The sequence below is a fragment of the Streptomyces sp. NPDC127068 genome, assembly GCF_042724695.1.
Classification (GTDB): Bacteria; Actinomycetota; Actinomycetes; order Streptomycetales; family Streptomycetaceae; genus Streptomyces.
The window spans coordinates 1-17,803 of record NZ_JBHXEN010000092.1 but is presented as its reverse complement, the minus strand read 5'-3'; the positions used below and the strand labels follow the sequence as shown (position 1 = coordinate 17,803).

At 71.5% G+C, this 17,803-nt stretch carries 15 protein-coding genes and 5 tRNA genes; 10 read left to right on the top strand and 10 right to left on the bottom strand.

Annotated elements, in window-relative coordinates:
• Positions 1–103: 103 nt before the first annotated feature.
• The 9 genes from ACFWIA_RS34155 to ACFWIA_RS34115 all read right to left on the bottom strand — a co-directional run bounded on the left by ACFWIA_RS34155 (position 104) and on the right by ACFWIA_RS34115 (position 11,739).
• On the bottom strand, positions 104–631 hold the full coding sequence (locus ACFWIA_RS34155) for a DinB family protein (protein ID WP_387011157.1): 528 nt from the start codon (positions 629–631) through the stop codon (positions 104–106).
• Positions 632–754: 123 nt separating this feature from the next.
• Positions 755–1,336, bottom strand: a complete 582-nt coding sequence (locus ACFWIA_RS34150; RefSeq protein WP_385491403.1) for an ATP/GTP-binding protein — start codon at positions 1,334–1,336, stop codon at positions 755–757.
• Entirely contained in the window at positions 1,317–1,901 is a 585-nt protein-coding gene (locus tag ACFWIA_RS34145) for a DUF742 domain-containing protein (protein WP_387011155.1), read from the bottom strand. Before ACFWIA_RS34145 ends, ACFWIA_RS34150 begins: the two co-directional genes overlap by 20 nt.
• Before the next feature lie 155 nt (positions 1,902–2,056).
• Positions 2,057–2,470 carry a roadblock/LC7 domain-containing protein gene (locus ACFWIA_RS34140; protein ID WP_190151225.1) on the bottom strand — a complete coding sequence of 138 codons (414 nt, stop codon included), beginning with the start codon at positions 2,468–2,470 and terminating at the stop codon, positions 2,057–2,059.
• Positions 2,471–2,480: 10 nt separating this feature from the next.
• Positions 2,481–5,735, bottom strand: coding sequence for a nitrate- and nitrite sensing domain-containing protein (locus tag ACFWIA_RS34135; RefSeq protein WP_387011154.1), 3,255 nt, complete (start codon positions 5,733–5,735; stop codon positions 2,481–2,483).
• Positions 5,736–6,087: 352 nt separating this feature from the next.
• Positions 6,088–6,666 carry an ATP/GTP-binding protein gene (locus ACFWIA_RS34130; protein ID WP_387011153.1) on the bottom strand — a complete coding sequence of 193 codons (579 nt, stop codon included), beginning with the start codon at positions 6,664–6,666 and terminating at the stop codon, positions 6,088–6,090.
• Positions 6,647–7,057 carry a DUF742 domain-containing protein gene (locus ACFWIA_RS34125; RefSeq protein WP_385491414.1) on the bottom strand — a complete coding sequence of 137 codons (411 nt, stop codon included), beginning with the start codon at positions 7,055–7,057 and terminating at the stop codon, positions 6,647–6,649. Before ACFWIA_RS34125 ends, ACFWIA_RS34130 begins: the two co-directional genes overlap by 20 nt.
• A gap of 151 nt (positions 7,058–7,208) precedes the next feature.
• The gene (locus ACFWIA_RS34120) at positions 7,209–7,622 is read right to left on the bottom strand and encodes a roadblock/LC7 domain-containing protein (RefSeq protein ID WP_387011152.1); all 414 of its coding nucleotides are present in this window, start codon (positions 7,620–7,622) and stop codon (positions 7,209–7,211) included.
• Between the two features lie 10 nt (positions 7,623–7,632).
• Positions 7,633–11,739 carry a nitrate- and nitrite sensing domain-containing protein gene (locus tag ACFWIA_RS34115; RefSeq protein WP_387011151.1) on the bottom strand — a complete coding sequence of 1,369 codons (4,107 nt, stop codon included), beginning with the start codon at positions 11,737–11,739 and terminating at the stop codon, positions 7,633–7,635.
• A 609-nt stretch (positions 11,740–12,348) separates the two neighbouring features.
• Between ACFWIA_RS34115 and ACFWIA_RS34110 the strand changes: the two genes are divergently transcribed.
• The 9 genes from ACFWIA_RS34110 (at position 12,349) to ACFWIA_RS34070 (ending at position 16,323) form a co-directional block, all read left to right on the top strand.
• Positions 12,349–12,537: a hypothetical protein gene (locus ACFWIA_RS34110; protein ID WP_387011150.1), complete on the top strand. Its 189-nt coding sequence runs from the start codon at positions 12,349–12,351 to the stop codon at positions 12,535–12,537.
• A gap of 165 nt (positions 12,538–12,702) precedes the next feature.
• Entirely contained in the window at positions 12,703–13,500 is a 798-nt protein-coding gene (locus tag ACFWIA_RS34105; RefSeq protein WP_387011149.1) for a fumarylacetoacetate hydrolase family protein, read from the top strand.
• Positions 13,493–14,968 carry a glutamate--tRNA ligase gene (gene gltX / locus ACFWIA_RS34100; protein ID WP_387011148.1) on the top strand — a complete coding sequence of 492 codons (1,476 nt, stop codon included), beginning with the start codon at positions 13,493–13,495 and terminating at the stop codon, positions 14,966–14,968. Before ACFWIA_RS34105 ends, gltX begins: the two co-directional genes overlap by 8 nt.
• A gap of 16 nt (positions 14,969–14,984) precedes the next feature.
• Positions 14,985–15,710, top strand: coding sequence for an HAD family hydrolase (locus ACFWIA_RS34095; protein WP_387011147.1), 726 nt, complete (start codon positions 14,985–14,987; stop codon positions 15,708–15,710).
• 89 nt (positions 15,711–15,799) lie between these two features.
• A tRNA-Gln gene (locus tag ACFWIA_RS34090) sits at positions 15,800–15,871 on the top strand.
• A gap of 21 nt (positions 15,872–15,892) precedes the next feature.
• Positions 15,893–15,965: transfer RNA gene (locus ACFWIA_RS34085), tRNA-Glu, on the top strand.
• Positions 15,966–16,053: 88 nt separating this feature from the next.
• Positions 16,054–16,126, top strand: a tRNA-Glu gene (locus tag ACFWIA_RS34080).
• A gap of 31 nt (positions 16,127–16,157) precedes the next feature.
• A tRNA-Gln gene (locus tag ACFWIA_RS34075) sits at positions 16,158–16,229 on the top strand.
• Positions 16,230–16,250: 21 nt separating this feature from the next.
• Positions 16,251–16,323: transfer RNA gene (locus ACFWIA_RS34070), tRNA-Glu, on the top strand.
• 83 nt (positions 16,324–16,406) lie between these two features.
• Here the strand turns inward: ACFWIA_RS34070 and ACFWIA_RS34065 are convergent.
• Complete coding sequence (locus tag ACFWIA_RS34065; protein ID WP_387011146.1) at positions 16,407–17,075, bottom strand: MerR family transcriptional regulator; 669 nt, start codon at positions 17,073–17,075, stop codon at positions 16,407–16,409.
• Positions 17,076–17,157: 82 nt separating this feature from the next.
• Here ACFWIA_RS34065 and ACFWIA_RS34060 point away from each other — a divergent pair, with 82 nt between their 5' ends.
• Positions 17,158–17,643 carry a DUF4188 domain-containing protein gene (locus ACFWIA_RS34060; RefSeq protein ID WP_387011145.1) on the top strand — a complete coding sequence of 162 codons (486 nt, stop codon included), beginning with the start codon at positions 17,158–17,160 and terminating at the stop codon, positions 17,641–17,643.
• The last annotated feature ends 160 nt before the right edge of the window (positions 17,644–17,803 follow it).

Below are 17,803 nucleotides of genomic sequence, written 5' to 3'. Positions count from 1 at the left end.
GGGGCCTGTGCCCCCCCCCCGCCCCGTCCCGCCCGCGGCCCCCCCCCCCCCCCCCCGGGGGGGGCCCCGACGGCGTTCTGCCGGATGCCCCCGCCGGGCGGCCCTACGCGCCCACGCGTCCGTCCAGGCGCTCGCGCAGCAGGTCCGCGTGCCCGTTGTGCCGGGCGTACTCCTCGATCAGGTGCACCAGGATCCAGCGCAGGGACACCTCCTGCTCGCCGACGACCCGGGCGTTCTCCGGTGACAGCACGCCCAGGTCGTCCAGCCCGGCGTCCGCGGTCAGCGCCCGGCCCCGCTCGACCTCGGCCCGCCAGTCGGCGAGCGCCCGCTCCAGGGTCAGCCCCGGTACCGGGGCGAAGCCGTCGTCGCCCGACTCGGGGTGGACCCGCGGCACCTCACGGGCCGCGAACACCCGCTGGAACCAGGTGCGCTCCACCTCCGCCAGGTGCTGCACCAGGCCCAACAGGGTCATCCGGGAGGGCTCCACCGAGGCCGTACGGGCCTGGGCGTCGTCCAGCCCCTCGCACTTGAGCACCAGGGTCGCCCGGTGCAGCTCCAACCAGCTCTCCAACAGGGTGCGTTCGTCGCCGCGCGGCGGCGGTACGGAGCGTCCGTCCGGGGTAGTGGCCATGCGGTCACCCTGCCCCGGGACGTCCGCCGCCTAACGGGTCCGCAACGACGAGGAGCCGCACCGGTTGCGTACCGGTGCGGCTCCTTCCGTCTCCTCCGCACCCCGCCCGGTACGGAGCACCGATCACCGCAGCCGGGCCATGAGGGCGTGTTCCACGAGGGTGATGAGCGCGCTCTTGGCGTCGGCGCGGTGGCGTGCGTCGGTGGTGATGATGGGGGTGTCGGGGCCGATCTGGAGGGCCTCGCGCACTTCGTCCGGGGTGTACGGCTGACTTCCGTCGAAGCCGTTGAGGGCGATGACGAAGGGGAGCCCGGAGTTCTCGAAGTAGTCGACGGCGGGGAAGCAGTCGGCGAGGCGGCGGGTGTCGACCAGCACGATGGCACCGATGGCGCCGCGTACGAGGTCGTCCCACATGAACCAGAAGCGGTCCTGTCCGGGGGTGCCGAACAGGTAGAGGATGAGGTCCTGGTCGAGTGTGATGCGGCCGAAGTCCATGGCCACCGTGGTGGTGGTCTTGTCGCCGGTGTGTGTGAGGTCGTCGATTCCCGCGCTGGCGGACGTCATGACGGCCTCGGTACGCAGCGGGTTGATCTCCGAGACCGCGCCGACGAACGTGGTCTTGCCCACGCCGAAGCCGCCCGCCACCACGATCTTCGCGCTGGTGGTCGACCGGGCGGATCCGCCGCTAGAGCTTGCGAAGTCCACTGAGCACCCTTTCGAGCAATGTCACGTCTGGCTGCCCGCCGGCGCTGTCGTCGCCGCCGGGCTGATGAATGGCGACCAGTCCCGCCTCCGCCAAATCGGCGACGAGGATCCTGGCCACACCGAGAGGGATCGTCAGCAACGCCGAGACCTCGGCGATCGACTTGATCTCCCGGCAGAGATTGCAGATCCGCTGGTGCTCCGGCAATTGCCCTTGGAGCTGGTGCGGTTGTGCGGTGGTGTGTACCAGTGCCTCGATGGCGAGCTGGTACCGCGGCCTGGTCCGTCCACCGGTCATGGCGTACGGACGCACGAGGGGGTTGCTCGCGGAACCCGCGGGCGCCGGGTCGGGTGCCCTGCGCTGCGGGTACACGGGGGGAACGCGGGGTACGCGCGGCCGGTGCGACTCGTAGGGCGAGGGACCCTGGGGCCGCTGGGACGGTTGGGGCAGGGGTTGCTGTGGTCGACTGCTCGGCGTGGAGGGGAAGTTGTACCGGTTCCGCGAGTCTTCGCCGTGCTCCTGGCCGTACGACCAGTGACCCGGGGAACCGCTTGGGGATGTTGCCACTTCTTCCTCCTCCTGCTGTGCCGGGCACCCAACCGTGGGGAGCCGCGTCCCGAAACCTTACGACTCCGGGACGTGCCTACGCATCGCCTGACCGTCGGTGAGGGGAATGCCGTCCGGGAAGTATCCCTCTTCCCGGAACCTCCCGTGGGCGCCGCTCAGTTGAGCAGGCTCCCCTGGAGCTCGGCGCGCAGGTCCGGGGTGAGTACCGACCCCGCGCGGTCGACCAGCAGGGCCATCTCGTACCCGATGAGACCGATGTCGGCCTCGGGGTGGGCCAGGACGGCCAGCGAGGAGCCGTCCGAAATCGACATGAGGAAGAGGAAGCCGCGCTCCATCTCCACGACGGTCTGGTTCACGCTGCCGCCTTCGAAGATCCGCGAGGCTCCCGCGGTCAGCGAGGTCAGGCCGGACGCGACCGCCGCGAGCTGGTCGGCTCGGTCCCGGGGAAACCCTTCCGACATCGCCAGAAGGAGTCCGTCGGCGGAGACCACCACGGTGTGGGACACCCCGGGGGTGTTGTCCACGAAGTTGGTGATCAACCAGTTCAGGTTCTGTGCCGCCTGGCTCATCGGGCTCACACTAACGCTCCTGGTTGTAGGTGCTCCCAGAACCACTGTGGTCATCCCCAGTGGCCTGGCCGTTCTTCTCACTTCCCGCCTGACGCCCCCGTTGGACGCCGCGGCGCAGGTTGCTGAGCCTGCCCCTGACGTCCTCGGGCGCGCGGGAGACCTGCGGGCCGCCCTGCGGGGTCTGCTCCGCGGTGCCCTCGACCAGATTGGCCCTGGGCACCCGACGCGGCAGCCCGGACGCGGTGACTCCGTCGGCCTTGGGCCTGCGGAGCTGTTCGGCGCGCTGCCACCGGTCGTCGTTGGCCGAGCGCCAGTCACCGCCGTTCCCGCTCCCGTCGTCCGGCCGCTCGCCTGGCGCCGACCGCTGCGGTCCGTCGACGTCCTGGCCGGCGCCCGACAGCCACTGCTGACCCGTGCCCGGGGCGCCGTCGTCGCTCGACGGGGAGCCACGACGGGGCAGACCGACACCGGTCAGCGGATGACCAGCGACCGCGGTCGGTTCCGGACGATCGAAGCCTACGCGTTCCGCGGCACCCGCGTCAGCGGGCCGTACGGATTCCGGATACCCCGCGGGGCCCTGCTGGAGGCCCTCCGGGTGGTCGTGCGGCTGCTGCCACCCCGGCTGGTGGGGCCGTGCCTCGTAGCTGCCGAAAGGTTCCGGCGCGATTCCGTCCGGATCTTGTCGGTCGGCTTCCGGATGGGACTGTTCCTGATAGCCGTCGGACGACCTGAAGAAGGGGTCCTCGTAGGACGTTCCGGACACCTGTCCGTAGGCGTCGGAATGCTGCTGCGGGTACCCGTTCACCGATTGCGGCGGATAGCCGACCGGGGTGCCCTCCGGGTAGGGGAGGTGCGGGTCGTACGCGGTGGGCTGCGGAACGCTCCCGTCGTGACCGGAACCGCCCGGGTGGGCGCCGTCCTCGGGCCCGCCCTCCGGGGACGCCGCGTGCTCCGGTGACCGGAGCGGCGGGTCGATCGGGTCCGGTTCCCTGACCTCGTCGGGTGCCTGCGGGTAGCGGCTGTCGTCGAACCCCAGCTCGGCGGCGGTCCGCAGGGGGCCGGCGGCACGGCCGGGCTGCCCGGAGATCATCTGCGCCAGCGGGGTGCTGCCCGCCGCATCGACCGGCGGGACGTCACCCGGCTCGGCACCGCCCCCGTGCGTGATCGCGTCGGGCAGCATGACCAGGGAGGTCGTCCCGGCCTGCTCGCCCGAGGGACGCAACTGGACGCGGATGCCGTGCCGGTCGGCCAGCCGACCGACCACGAACAGCCCCATGCGCTGGGAGACCGCGGCGTCCACGGTCGGGGGATTGGCCAGCTTGTGGTTGATGTCCGCGAAGTCCTCGGTGGTCAGACCGATGCCCTTGTCATGGATCTCGATCATGATCCGGGCGTCGGGCAGCCGGGTCGCCGTCACCTTGACCCTGGTCTGCGGCGAGGAGAACGTCGTCGCGTTCTCCAACAGCTCGGACAGCAGGTGCACCAGGTCGGTGACCGCGCGACCGTGGATGTCCGCCTCGGGCACCCCGGACAGCTCGATGCGCTCGTACTGCTCCACCTCCGAGGAGGAGGCGCGCAGCACGTCGACCAGCGGCACCGGCTGGTCCCAACGGCTCCCGGGCTCCTCGCCCGCGAGGACGAGCAGGTTCTCACCGTTGCGCCGCATGCGGGTGGCGAGGTGGTCCAGCCGGAACAGGCTCTCCAGCTGCTCCGGATCGGCCTCGCTGTTCTCCAACTCCGTGATCAGCGTGAGCTGACCCTCGATGAGGGACTGGTTGCGGCGCGAGAGGTTGGTGAAGATCGCGTTGATGTTGCCCCGCAACAGGGCCTGCTCGGAGGCGAGTCGCACCGCCTCGCGGTGCACCTGGTCGAAGGCGCGGGCCACCTCGCCGATCTCGTCCGTCGTGTGGATCGGGATGGGCTCCACCCGGGTGTCGACCCGGCCCGGCTCGGCCCGCGACAACTGGTCGACCAACATCGGCAGCCGCTGCTCGGCGACGCCGAAGGCCGCGTTGCGCAACCGGCTCATGGAGTGGCTCATCTGCCGGGCCATGAGCCCGGCCAGCAGGAAGGCGGTGAGCAGGGCGACCACGATCGCCGCACTGGTGAGGAAGGTGTCCTGGCGGGCTCCGTCCGCGATCTCGGCGGCCTCGTTCACCGCCTTGTCGGCGAGCTCGGCCTCGATGGTGCGGTACCCGTCGAACTTGAGGGTGTTCACCGCCCACCAGCTGTCGGCGGTGACCCCGTCCTCGGTGAGCGCCGCACGGGCCTCGCGCCCGGTGCCGGTCAGCGCGGCCATCTTGGCCACCATCTCGGTGGTCGACGGCGGCGGCACGTACTCCTTGCCGCGCGCGTCGGCCCCGTCCTCGGCCTTCTCGACCAGGGCCTTGGCGTCCGACTTGACCTTCTCGGTGACCTGCTCCAGCCGCGCCATGTCCTGCGGGGTGCCGCCGCCCGCGTACTCGTCCAGGGCGATGCCCTCCAAGTACGCGTAGCTGCTGACGGCCAGCTTCTGACGGTCCAGGCTGGTGGCGTCGGGGCCGGGCGCGACCAGGATGTGCATGCCGACGGAACGTTGCAGCGACACCGCGGCCTTGCCCAGCGAGATGGCGTACACGGTGCGCCCGTAGCTGGTGATGTTGCCGGTGCCGAGCCCGAGTTCGTTGGCGAACTCCATCAAGGGGTGCTGGACCTCGACGTAGCCCTCCTCGGTGCGCACCCCCGAGAGCTTTCCGGTGTACGCGGCGGAGCGCAGCTCGGTGAGGTCGCCCTCCACCGTGCGGAACGCCGCCAAGCGCCGCTTGAGGCCCGCGTCGTCCGGCATGTTGCGGGCGGCGACGTCGAACTCCCCGGCCGCGATGTCGGTCGCCCGACGGGACTGGGCGATCACCGGGTCGTCGGTGCGGCCCCGGAGCAGGGGAGCGGCCGTCACGTCACGTTCGTCGAGGAGTCGGTTGGCGTAGGTGAGGGAGGCCCGGACGAGCCGGGCGGTGGCCTCGGCGTCCTCGGCCTCGTGCCAGGTGTCGACGGACCCCTTGACCTGGAAGCCGCCCATGACGAGGCCGACCAGGACGGGCAGGAGCAGGATGGCGTTCAGCCGGGCCGGCACGCGCCAGTTGCGGGGCGAGAGCCGGCCGCCGGAGCGGCCCGCCGGGGCGGGGCCGGGGGCGGGTACGGCGGATATGTTCGAGGGCGCCGCCGCACGGGGCGGCGGGGTGAAGTTGCCCCTCGCCGACGGCTCGGGAGTGCTCTTGCCTCGCCTCACTCGACCAACAACCTCTCGGCGTCGGCACCAATCCTTGTGCCGCATCGTCTCCGGGCCGCCCGTGGCTACCGGGCAGTTCAGCGCATTCCAGCACGTCAGGCTGTGCGATTCCAAACAGTCGGATGCGAGCGTTCCGACTCCGCGGGACCCCAGATAAAACGGTCATAAAGAGCGAGCCCCGCCAAAAGGCGGGGCTCTGGTGGCGCAGCGGCACCGTGTGACTCCGACACGTGGCGATTGCGGCGCAATTCTCTTTCGAAACGTTATGAACACGGTCACCCACCGTCGCGGACCCTGCGACGGGTTCTCGTTTGCCTACGGCAACTTCCGTAGGCGAGAGATGACTTGCTGCCTACCGCAGTCGGGCCATGAGGGCGTGTTCCACGAGGGTGATGAGCGCGCTCTTGGCGTCGGCGCGGTGGCGTGCGTCGGTGGTGATGATGGGGGTGTCGGGGCCGATCTGGAGGGCCTCGCGCACTTCGTCCGGGGTGTACGGCTGGTGTCCGTCGAAGCCGTTGAGGGCGATGACGAAGGGGAGGCCGGAGTTCTCGAAGTAGTCGACGGCGGGGAAGCAGTCGGCGAGGCGGCGGGTGTCGACCAGGACGACGGCACCGATGGCGCCGCGTACGAGGTCGTCCCACATGAACCAGAAGCGGTCCTGTCCGGGGGTGCCGAACAGGTAGAGGATGAGGTCCTGGTCGAGTGTGATGCGGCCGAAGTCCATGGCCACCGTGGTGGTGGTCTTGTCGCCGGTGTGTGTGAGGTCGTCGATTCCCGCGCTGGCGGACGTCATGACGGCCTCGGTACGCAGCGGGTTGATCTCCGAGACCGCGCCGACGAACGTGGTCTTGCCCACGCCGAAGCCGCCCGCCACCACGATCTTCGCGCTGGTGGTCGAGCGCGCCCCCGAGTCAGAGCTTGCGAAGTCCACTGAGCACCCTTTCGAGCAGTGTCACGTCCGGCTGACCACCGGCGTTCTCGTCGCCGCCGGGCTGGTGAATGGCAACCAGTCCCGCTTCCGCCAGGTCGGCCACGAGGATCCGGGCCACCCCGAGGGGCATCGACAGCAACGCCGAGACCTCGGCGACCGACTTCACCTCACGGCACAGGTGGCAGATCCGCTGGTGCTCGGGGAGCAGCCCCATCAGCGCGGCGGGGTCGGCGGTGGTGCTCACCAGGGCTTCGATGGCGAGCTGGTACCGCGGCCTGGTCCGACCGCCGGTCATCGCGTACGGACGCACCAGCGGCTGGTCGCCCTCCTGCGTGTACGGCGCGTGGTGTGAGGCTCCGTACTGATCGTGAGAGGCGGGTGGCGGGGTCATGAATCCTCCGGGCGGGACAGCAGGGAGTCTGCGTGCCGTCTGACAGAGCCGGTGGGGGGATCGAATGGCGGCCGGACGGTGAGTAGGGCGGTTCGATCGGCTGGGCAGTGGGTCGGACGGGACGGACGGGGCGGGAGACGGGAGGGCGGGTTCAGTGGAGGAGGCTCCCCTGGAGTTCTGCGCGCAGGTCCGGGGTGAGCACCGCACCCGCGCGGTCCACGAGCAGGGCCATCTCGTATCCGACGAGACCGATGTCGCACTCGGGGTGGGCCAGGACGGCCAGCGAGGAGCCGTCCGAGACCGACATGAGGAAGAGGAAGCCGCGCTCCATCTCCACCACGGTCTGGGTCACGGTACCGCCTTCGAAGATCCGCGAGGCTCCCGCGGTCAGCGAGGTCAGGCCGGACGCGACCGCCGCGAGCTGGTCGGCTCGGTCCCGCGGAAACCCTTCCGACATCGCCAGAAGGAGTCCGTCGGCGGAGACCACCACGGTGTGGGACACCCCGGGGGTGTTGTCCACGAAGTTGGTGATCAACCAGTTCAGGTTCTGTGCCGCCTGGCTCATCGGGCTCAACTTAGTGCTCCTGCTGGTGAGTGGGGCGGGGATAGCTGTCGGTCGACGGACCGTTGCCGGCCTGTCGTCCCTGCTGGATGCCCCTTCGGAGATTGGTCAGCCGTCCGCGCACGTCATCGGGCGCGCGCGAGACCTGCGGACCGGTCTGGTGCTGTTGTTGCTGGGCCGTGCCCGCAACGAGGTTCGCACGGGGTACCCGCCGGGGCAGCCCCGAAGTGGTGACGCCGCCCGCGGTGGGCTGGCGCACCCGCTCGGCCTGCCGGACCAGTTCGTCGTTGGGCGAGGTCCGCCAGGAGCCGGTGCCGGGCGCGGGACCCGCAGCGGGGGCGACCGGCGCACCGGGGTGCTCCTCGGCACGGGCCGGCAGCGACGGGCGCTCCGGGAGCCCGGGGCCCTCGGCGCGGGCGGCGCCGTCCACCGGCTGCTCGGCGGCCCGCTGACCGCGGAACCAGTCCGTCTCCAACGTGTCGTACAGCGGGGTGCGGCCGTCGCCCGGGCCCGCGGGGGGCAACCCGGCACCGGGCCCCTGGGGGGCCTCCTGCCCGTACTGCGGCACCGGCCGCTCGTACGAGCCGGTGTCGTGGGCGGGGCGCTCGAACTGTCCGGTCCGGCCGGGGCCCTGGGCCGGCAGCTCGTACTGACCGGTCCCGCTGCTGTCCGGGACGGGGCGCTCGTACTGACCGGTGTCCTGGACGGACTGCTCGTACGGGCCCGTCTCGTGGGCCGGCCGTTCGAACTGGCCGGTCTCGTGGGCGGGCCGCTCGTACGGGCCGGTCTCCTGGGCGGGGCGCTCGAACTGACCGGTGTCCGCCGGGCCCCGGCCGTAACCGGGGACGCTCGGCGTGCGGTCCTCGTAGGCGGTCGGCTGCACCACCGGGAACTGACCGGTGTCGGCCGGACCCTGCGGAGCCGGAGCGGTCGGGGGCGCCGGCGTCGCCGGGGTCCCGAAGACGTCCGAGCGGACGAACTGGCTGTCCTGACCGTCGCCGGGCCGCTGGTGACCGGGGTCCGGGCGCGGTGCGCCGAAGTCCTGCGAGGACACCTGGGCGTCGCCGTCGGGCCGGTTGAACTCCGGGGCGGGGCCGCCGCGACGCTCGTCCACCGGGGGGAACGCCGAGGTGTCGACGGGCGAGGCGCCCGGGTACTCGTCGAACCGGGGGAACTGCGAGGTCGCGCCGGACTCCTCGTGGCCCCGCGGGGCCTCGCCGTTCGCCCGGGGGGCGGGGCGTGCGCCCTCGTCGTCCCAGCCGGGGGTCGGCTGCGGAGCGCCGGTGCCCGGCAGTTCGGCCCGTGGGCCGCCGCGTGCCGGGAGCTGGGGACGGTGGCCGCCCTGCGGCGGGCCGCCGCGCTCGGGCCGGCCGTCGCCCGGTGCCGGGCGGGCCCCGGTGCGGTTGCCGAACCCGTCGAACGTGGGGGCACCGCCGGTGCGGCCGGAGCCGCCACCGGTGGCATAGCCGTCCGGTCGCTGACCGCCGGGCGCACCCGGTCCGGGCTGTCCGGCCGGTCCGGGCTGTCCCGGGGGACGAGCGCCGGGTCGACCCGGCAGGCCCGTCCCGGTGGACTGGAGCCCGTGCGGACCCGCGCCCTGACCGCCTGGTGCGCCCTGACCGCCCTGGGCGAAGGGGCCGGCGCCTGCGGGCGCCGGACGTCCCTGCGGAGCGCCGGGAGGCATGGCGCCGCCCGGTCCGCCGGGACCCTGCGGAACACCGTCCCGGCCCGGCAGCGCCGCGCGCGGACCGCCCTGGGGAGCGCTCACCCCGGGCCGTCCGGCAGCGGGACCCTGACCGCCCCGGCGGGCGGCGGCGGCACCGGCCGACGCCTGTGCCGCGGCGGGACCGCCGGTCGGGATGCCGGGAGCACCCGAAGGGCCGGGGCCGCCGGGCATGCCCGGCTTGCCGACCGGTCCCCGCTTGCCGCCCTGGGCGACGTCGACGGGGAGCATGACCAGGGCGGTGGTGCCGCCGGAGTCTGAGGGGCGCAACTGGATGCGGATGCCGTGCCGCTGGGACAGCCGGCCGACCACGAACAGGCCCATGCGGCGGGAGACCGACACGTCCACGGTGGGCGGCGAGGCGAGGCGCTCGTTGATCGCCGCCAGGTCCTCGGGGGAGAGGCCGATGCCGGTGTCGTGGATCTCGATGAGCACCCGGCCGTCGGGCAGGGCGTGCCCGGTGACCTTGACCTTGGTCTGCGGCGAGGAGAACGAGGTGGCGTTCTCCAGCAGCTCGGCGAGGAGGTGCACGAGGTCGTTGACGACCCGGCCGGCGACCTCGGTGCCCGGCACCGACGACAGCTCGATCCGCTCGTACTGCTCCACCTCGGAGGCGGCGGCGCGCAACACGTCGACCAGCGGCACCGGACGGGTCCAGCGGCGGCCGGGCTCCTCGCCCGCGAGGACGAGCAGGTTCTCGCCGTTACGGCGCATGCGGGTCGCGAGGTGGTCGAGCTTGAACAGCGAAGAGAGCTGGTCGGGGTCGGCCTCGCGGGACTCCAGCTCGGAGATCAGCGAGAGCTGGCGCTGGATGAGGCCCTGGGAACGGCGCGAGAGGTTGGTGAACATCGCGTTGACGTTGCCCCGCAGCAGGGCCTGTTCGGCGGCCAGCCGGACCGCTTCGCGGTGCACGTCGTCGAAGGCCGCGGCCACCTGGCCGATCTCGTCCCGGGAGTGCACACCGACCGACTCGACGGAGGTGTCGACGTCCTGCGGGTCGGTCTCGGAGAGCTGCTTGACCAGCTCGGGGAGCCGGTCCTGGGCGACCCTGGTCGCCGTGTCCTGGAGCCGTCGCAGCGAGCGGATCATGGAGCGGGCCACCACGAACGCGCCGACGAGCGAGACGCCGAGGACGATCAGGATCAGCGCACCGCTGATGATCGCTCCGCGCTCCGACTCGTTGCGCAGCTCGCGGGCCTTCTGCTCCATCTCGTCGAGCAGCGTCCGCTCGATCTTGTTCATCGCTTCGATCTTGGTGGTGCTGGCGTCCAGCCAGTCCTTGTACGACCGCTTGGAGGCGGCCTTCAGCCCGTCTTCGGTCGCCAGGACGCGGCGGGTGTACTCGGCCGCCTCCTTGATCGTCGCCTGGCCCTTGTCGATGGGCTTCAGCAGCTCGGCGTCGTCACCCTCGTAGATCTGCTGGAAGGTGCTGAGCTCCGAGTCCTCCTTGTCGGCGACGCTCTTCGCGTAGCGCCGGTCCAGCTCGGTGAGCCGGCCGGAGTCCGTCTTGTTCGGGGGCAGGGCCGCGGCGATGACCGCACGCTGGACGGACGCGTACTCCTTGGCGGACGAGAACGCCGCCAGGGCGCGGGTCCGCTGGACCATCTCCGGGTTGCTGGTGGCCTGCGCCATGTCCTGCGACAGGGAGAGCAGTTCCTCGATCAGCGAGCTGTACTGGTCGACGGTCTGCGAGTACGAGTTGCGGTCCTTGTACGCGTTCTCGCGGGTTTCCTTCAGGTCGCTCAGCTGACTGGAGATCGTCAGGACGCTGGAGTGCACGCCTTCGAGGCCCTCGCGGTCCCGGGCCTCGTCGACGGCCCTGGTGCCCTGGAGGAAGGTGTCGCGGGCGCGGTTCGTCCGCTCGCGGGGGCCCTTGACCTCGAAGTCGGTCGGCTTGCCGCCGTGCGCGAGCGGACCGGCCGAGCTGTCGCGCTCGTCCTGGAGCGCGGCGGCCAGCTCGGTCGCCTGCTTGGTCATGTCGGTGAGCAGCTTCATGTTGTCGAGCTGCTGGATGTCGTCCATCGACTGGTTGATGCGCAGGGCGCCCAGCGAGGTCGCGGCGACCACGGGGAGGGCGAGCAGCGAGACCAGACGGGTCGAGATCCGCCAGTTGCGGAGCGCTATTCGCGATCCGGGGCCGGTCGGGGCCTTGGCCTTCGGCTTCGGGGCCGTGGGCGGGGCGCCGCCGGGGCCCTGGGCCCCCTCCTGCTGGCCGCCCGGTCCCGTCGGTCCCGGATGTCCGCCCGGCGCGGCCGGACGGGCGGCGCCGTCGCCGCTGCTGACCACGGATACGGGTCCCGGGTTCTGGGCGTGCTGGGGCGAGGAGCCACGGTCGGTCCCGCCGCGCGGCTCCGGCTCCGCCGGACCGCTGCCATCCCTCTTGAAACGTCCCTGCACTAGCGTCGCAACCTCTGGACCAGGCGTCCCCCCACGGGGTGGTGGGACGGTGTCGGCGTCAATCAGGGGCGCCGCGCGCTGCCGCACCCCTGTGGTGGTCGTGAGTGACCGGCGCTGTTCTTCGTTCCGCCGCTCACTCGGCGCTCCGTTGCGCCCCCTGTGCGCCGGTCTGGTTCCTGCGGCGGTCCGTGGAATTCCAGCACAGTGCAGGATCTCCAACAAGAGCAGAGGGTGAGGCCGTGGTTGCGGTGACGCGGTGTGCGTCGCCCGTGACAGGACGTAGAAGCCCATCCGGGGCATAACGGGCATATTGCGGCGACGTGCCAGTGTTGCCGGGGTGTCCTAGTCGCCATGATCGGGAGCGGAATGAACGCTTCAGGTGATGAATGTCCGTTTCGTGGGTGCAAGACCTCCCTGCGAAATGCCGGAAATGTCTAGCAACTCGTGAGCAAACTCACACCCCTGCCTCGGCGTTATCGGGCCCCCGTCGGGGAATTGCGCGTTTAGCCTGACGCTTTACAACGATTGCACAAATGACAACCCGCGCGCCGGGAGCGCCCCGTGGCGGTGAATCGGCGCCCCGAGTCCAGGACAGGGTCCGCACCCCAAATGAAGACCACGATGCCGTCGCGCACCACCGCCAACCCCCGCCGTACGACGCTGGCCCACCTTGAGGACGCCAGCGGTCTCGGCCCGGCCGAGGCCCCCACGCACTCCCTCGACCTGCCGACCCAGACGGCCAACCCGCGCCGCACGATCCTCACCGAGGTCCCCGAGCCCGCCGCTCCGACCGCCTGAGCCCGGCCCGCCCCCCGTCGAGGGGGGCGCACCACCCGCGGGCCGGAGGCCCTTCCCCGCGCCGGGTCGATCGCCCGGCACCGAGTGGCCGCCGAGCTCCGCGGGCGAGCCGCGTTAGCCTGGACCCCCGATCTCCAGCCAGCAACAAGAGGGGCGCAAGGCACCGTGCGCATCGCCAGGTTCTCCATCGACGGCCATGTGGCCTTCGGCGCCGTCGAGGGTGACGGCCCGCCCGGCTCCACCGACGGCCTCGTCGTGAACATCATCAAGGGCATCCCGTTCGCGGACTTCACCCTGTCGGGCACCCGCGTCCCCCTGAACCAGGTCCGGCTGCTGCCCCCGGTGCTCCCGAGCAAGGTCATCGGCATCGGCCGCAACTACGCCGACCACGCGGCGGAACTCGGCAACGAGGTCCCGAGCACCCCGGTCTCCTTCCTCAAGCCGAGCACCTCCGTCATCGGCCACGGCGACCCCGTCGCCTACCCGTCCTTCTCCCGGGACGTCCACTACGAGGCGGAGCTGGCCGTGGTGATCGGCCGGCTGTGCCGGGACGTCCCCCGCGAGCGGGTCAAGGACGTGATCCTCGGCTACACCTGCGCCAACGACGTCACCGCCCGTGACGTCCAACGCAGCGACGGCCAGTGGACCCGGGCCAAGGGCTTCGACGGCGCGTGCCCCCTGGGCCCCTGGGTCGAGACCGGCATCGACCTGGCGACCGCCGGCGACCTCACCGTCCAGTGCACGGTCAACGGCCAGCAGCGCCAGCTCGGCAACACCAAGGACATGGTCAGGTCCATCGAGGACCTGGTCGTGCACCTCACCGAGGCGATGACCCTGCTCCCGGGGGACGTCATCCTCACGGGCACCCCGGCCGGGGTCGGCCCCCTCAACGTCGGCGACGAGGTCGCCGTCACCATCGAAGGCATCGGCACTCTCACCAACAAGGTGATCCAGCGTGGTTAACGGCCCCGTCCGTGTACGTTTCTGTCCCTCGCCGACCGGCAACCCCCACGTGGGCCTGGTCCGCACCGCCCTCTTCAACTGGGCCTTCGCCCGGCACCACCAGGGCACCCTGGTCCTGCGCATCGAGGACACGGACGCGGCCCGCGACTCGGAGGAGTCGTACGAGCAGCTCCTCGACTCGCTGCGCTGGCTCGGGCTGGACTGGGACGAGGGCCCCGAGGTCGGCGGCCCGCACGCCCCGTACCGGCAGTCGCAGCGCATGGACGTCTACGCGGACGTGGCGGCGAAGCTGCGCGAGGCCGGCCACGCGTACCCCTGCTACTGCACCACCGAGGAGCTGGACGCCCGCCGGGAGGCCGCCCGCGCCGCCGGGAAGCCCTCCGGCTACGACGGCCACTGCCGTGACCTCACCGAGGCCCAGCGGACCGCGTACGAGGCCGAGGGCCGCACCGCGATCATCCGCTTCCGGATGCCGGACGAGCCGATCACCTTCACCGACCTGGTCCGCGGCGAACTGACCTTCACCCCGGAGAACGTTCCGGACTACGGCATCGTCCGCGCCAACGGTGCCCCCCTGTACACGCTCGTCAACCCCGTCGACGACGCCCTCATGGGGATCACGCACGTGCTGCGCGGCGAGGACCTGCTGTCCTCCACCCCGCGCCAGATCGCCCTGTACCGCGCCCTCATCGGACTGGGCCTGGCCGAGGCGATCCCCGACTTCGGCCACCTGCCGTACGTCATGGGCGAGGGCAACAAGAAGCTCTCCAAGCGCGATCCGCAGTCCTCGCTGAACCTGTACCGCGAGCGCGGTTTCCTCCCCGAGGGCCTGCTCAACTACCTCTCCCTGCTCGGCTGGTCCTTCTCGGCCGACCAGGACGTGTTCTCGCTGGCCGAGATGGTCGCCGCGTTCGAGATCTCCGACGTCAACGCCAACCCGGCCCGGTTCGACCTCAAGAAGGCCGAATCGATCAACGCCGACCACATCCGGCTGCTCGACGTGAAGACCTTCGCCGAGCGCTGCGAGCCCTGGCTGCGGGCCCCGCACGCGCCCTGGGCGCCGGAGGACTTCGACCGGACGGTGTGGGAGGCCATCGCGCCGTACGCCCAGACCCGGCTGACCGTCCTGTCGGACATCACCGCCAACGTCGACTTCCTCTTCCTGAAGGAGCCCGTCCAGGACGAGGCGTCCTGGCAGAAGGCGATGAAGGAGGGTTCCGACGCCCTGCTGCGCACGGCCAGGGCCAAGCTCGTCGACGCCGACTGGACCAGCCCCGAGGCGCTCAAGGAAGCCGTCCTCGCGGCCGGCGAGGAGCACGGTCTGAAGCTCGGCAAGGCCCAGGCCCCGGTCCGGGTCGCCGTGACCGGCCGCACCGTGGGCCTGCCCCTGTTCGAGTCGCTGGAGGTGCTCGGCAAGGACCGTGCCCTGGCCCGCATCGACGCCGCACTGTCGAAGCTCGGAGGCTGACCGGTACCGTGCGCGCATGAGCATTCGCGCCGTGGTGTGGGACATCGACGACACGCTCTTCGACTACACCACGGCCGATCGCGTCGGCATGGAGCAGCACCTGCGCGCCGAGGGCCTGCTGGAGCGGTACGGAACCGCCGAGCAGGCCCTCGCGCTGTGGCGGGAGGTCACCGACGTCCAGTGGGAGCGCTTCGCGGCGGGCGGGCTCACCTTCCAGGGGCAGCGCCGCGAACGGGTCCGGATCTTCCTCGACGCCCCGCTCGACGACGACGCGGCCGACGCCTGGTTCCACCGCTACGTGGCCTACTACGAGGACGCCTGGAGCCTCTTCCCGGACGTGCTGCCCGTCCTCGACGCCCTCGCGGACAGCCACCGCCACGCGGTGCTGTCGAACTCCAGCCTCCACAACCAGGACCGCAAGCTGCGCGCCCTCGGGGTCCGCGACCGCTTCGAGTCGGTGCTGTGCGCGGCCGACCTCGGGGTCGCCAAACCCGCCGCCGCGGCGTTCCACGCCGCCTGTGACGCTCTGCGCCTGCCCGTGCACGAGGTGGCGTACGTGGGGGACCAACCCGAGATCGACGCGGTGGGCGCGACCGCGGCGGGCCTCTTCGCCGTGTGGCTCGACCGCGGGGTGTGGACGCAGGAGGTGCCCGACGGGCTGTGTCGGATCTCGTCGCTCACCGAACTCCCCCCGCTGCTGCGCGGGGATACCCGTTTTGGAGCGCCGTCCACCTTCGGGTAATGTTCTTCCTGCGCCGCCCGAGCGGGCCGATCAGGTCCGGTGGGGAGCGCACTACCGAGCAAGGTCCCCGACAGGGGATTGCGTCGCGGTGGCCTATGGTGTAATTGGCAGCACGACTGATTCTGGTTCAGTTAGTCTAGGTTCGAGTCCTGGTAGGCCAGCTCGCAGAGCTCATCTGCAAAGCCCCCGTTGTGTAGCGGCCTAGCACGCTGCCCTCTCAAGGCAGTAGCGCCGGTTCGAATCCGGTCGGGGGTACTGATCCATCCCGCATGATCATCGGGTAGCTCCCGATCGATCCGGCGGTGACATCACCCGGCCCACACGGGCCGGGTGGGATCGCCAGGCCCCCGTTGTGTAGCGGCCTAGCACGCCGCCCTCTCAAGGCGGTAGCGCCGGTTCGAATCCGGTCGGGGGTACGCGTTCGGTCCACGTGATCGTGACCGACTGTGGCCTATGGTGTAATTGGCAGCACGACTGATTCTGGTTCAGTTAGTTTAGGTTCGAGTCCTGGTAGGCCAGCTCGCAGAGCTCATCTGCAAGGCCCCCGTTGTGTAGCGGCCTAGCACGCCGCCCTCTCAAGGCGGTAGCGCCGGTTCGAATCCGGTCGGGGGTACAGGTACGGCAAGAGGGTTCCACCCGCTGGGTGGGGCCCTCTTCTCGTGTGCCCGTTCCCGGGCGGGCACACGAGAAGGGCCCTCAGCCCTCCGTCGCGCCGGGCGCCCCGGCGAAGCGCCGGTGGGACTCCATCACGTCGGCGAGCCGCCGCAGGCCCAGCAGCACCGGCTCGTAGAGCACCGTCAGGGCCACGGCCGCCTCCATCTGCTCCTCGGGCGACCCGTAGCGCTCCACGTGGTCCAGGTCGGTCACCGCCAGCTGTCGCGCCAGCCGCGCGTACGGCGCCAGGTGCTCGACGTCCCAGGGGTACCCGAAGCCGGCCAGCCGGATCAGCGCCGCCACCAGCATCCGGTACGCGGGCAGCTCCGCCCCGTCCTCGTGGGACGGGGACCAGCCCATGCCCGCCAACAGCTCGTCGGCCACCCGGCGGGCCGCCTCCTCGGTGGCCGGGTCCGCCGCGGCCGGCTCCCCCGGGCCGTGCGGCAGGGCGCTCACCGCCACGCCCAGCCGGGTGTGGTGGTCCAGCGACTCGTCGTCCACGGTCCTCAGCACCTCGCGCACGGTCGCCACCGGCATCCGGCCCACCTGGACCATCGCCCGGACCAGCCGCAGCTTGCGCAGGTGTCCCTCGTCGTACGAGGACTGCGTCGCATTGACCCGCCGGCCGGGCGGCAGCAGCCCCTCGCGCAGGTAGTACTTGATCGTCGCGGTGGACACCCCGCTGTGTGCGCTCAGCTCCGCCAGCCTCATTCCGCTTGCGCCTTCCATTGGTGAGTGGCACTATCCAAGTGTAGATAGTGAAACTATCCAACCATCGTGCGGGGGTCGCGTCATGGGTGTCGAACTGATCAAGGGGCGGGTCACGGCCGACGTCGAGGGCGAGGTCGTCGTCTTCCTCATCGGGATGCGCATCAACGACTTCCGGGCGGTGCGCAGTTGGCTGCCCGCGGTGCGGGCGATGCCGGCCATGCTCAAGGAGCTGTCCGCGGACCCGGACTCCGGGCTGCTCGGCTTCCGGGCCCTGCTCGGCGGGCCGCGCGTCCTGTACACGGTGCAGTACTGGGAGTCGAAGGAGAAGCTGCTCGCCTACGCCACCCGCCCGGACGCCCTGCACCGGCCCGCCTGGGCCGCGTTCAACCGTCGGGTCCGGGACGGCAAGGGGAGCGTGGGGGTCTGGCACGAGACGTACGTGGCTCCGGCCGGCTCCCACGAGAGCATCTATGTGGACATGCCCGAGTTCGGTCTCGGAGCGGTCCGCGGGACGGTCCCGGTGGGCCGGCGGGGGGAACGGGCCGCCGAGCGGTTCGCGGCCGGCTGACCACCGGCGCGTCCATCGCCGGCTGACCACCGGCGGCGGACGAGGAGGGGTGGGGGGGGGGGGGGGCCCGCACCCCGCACCCCCCCCCCCCCGGGGGGGGGGGCGCGGCGCCGGGGAGGGGCCCGGCCGCCCCGACGCGCCCCCCCGCCCGGCAGTAAGG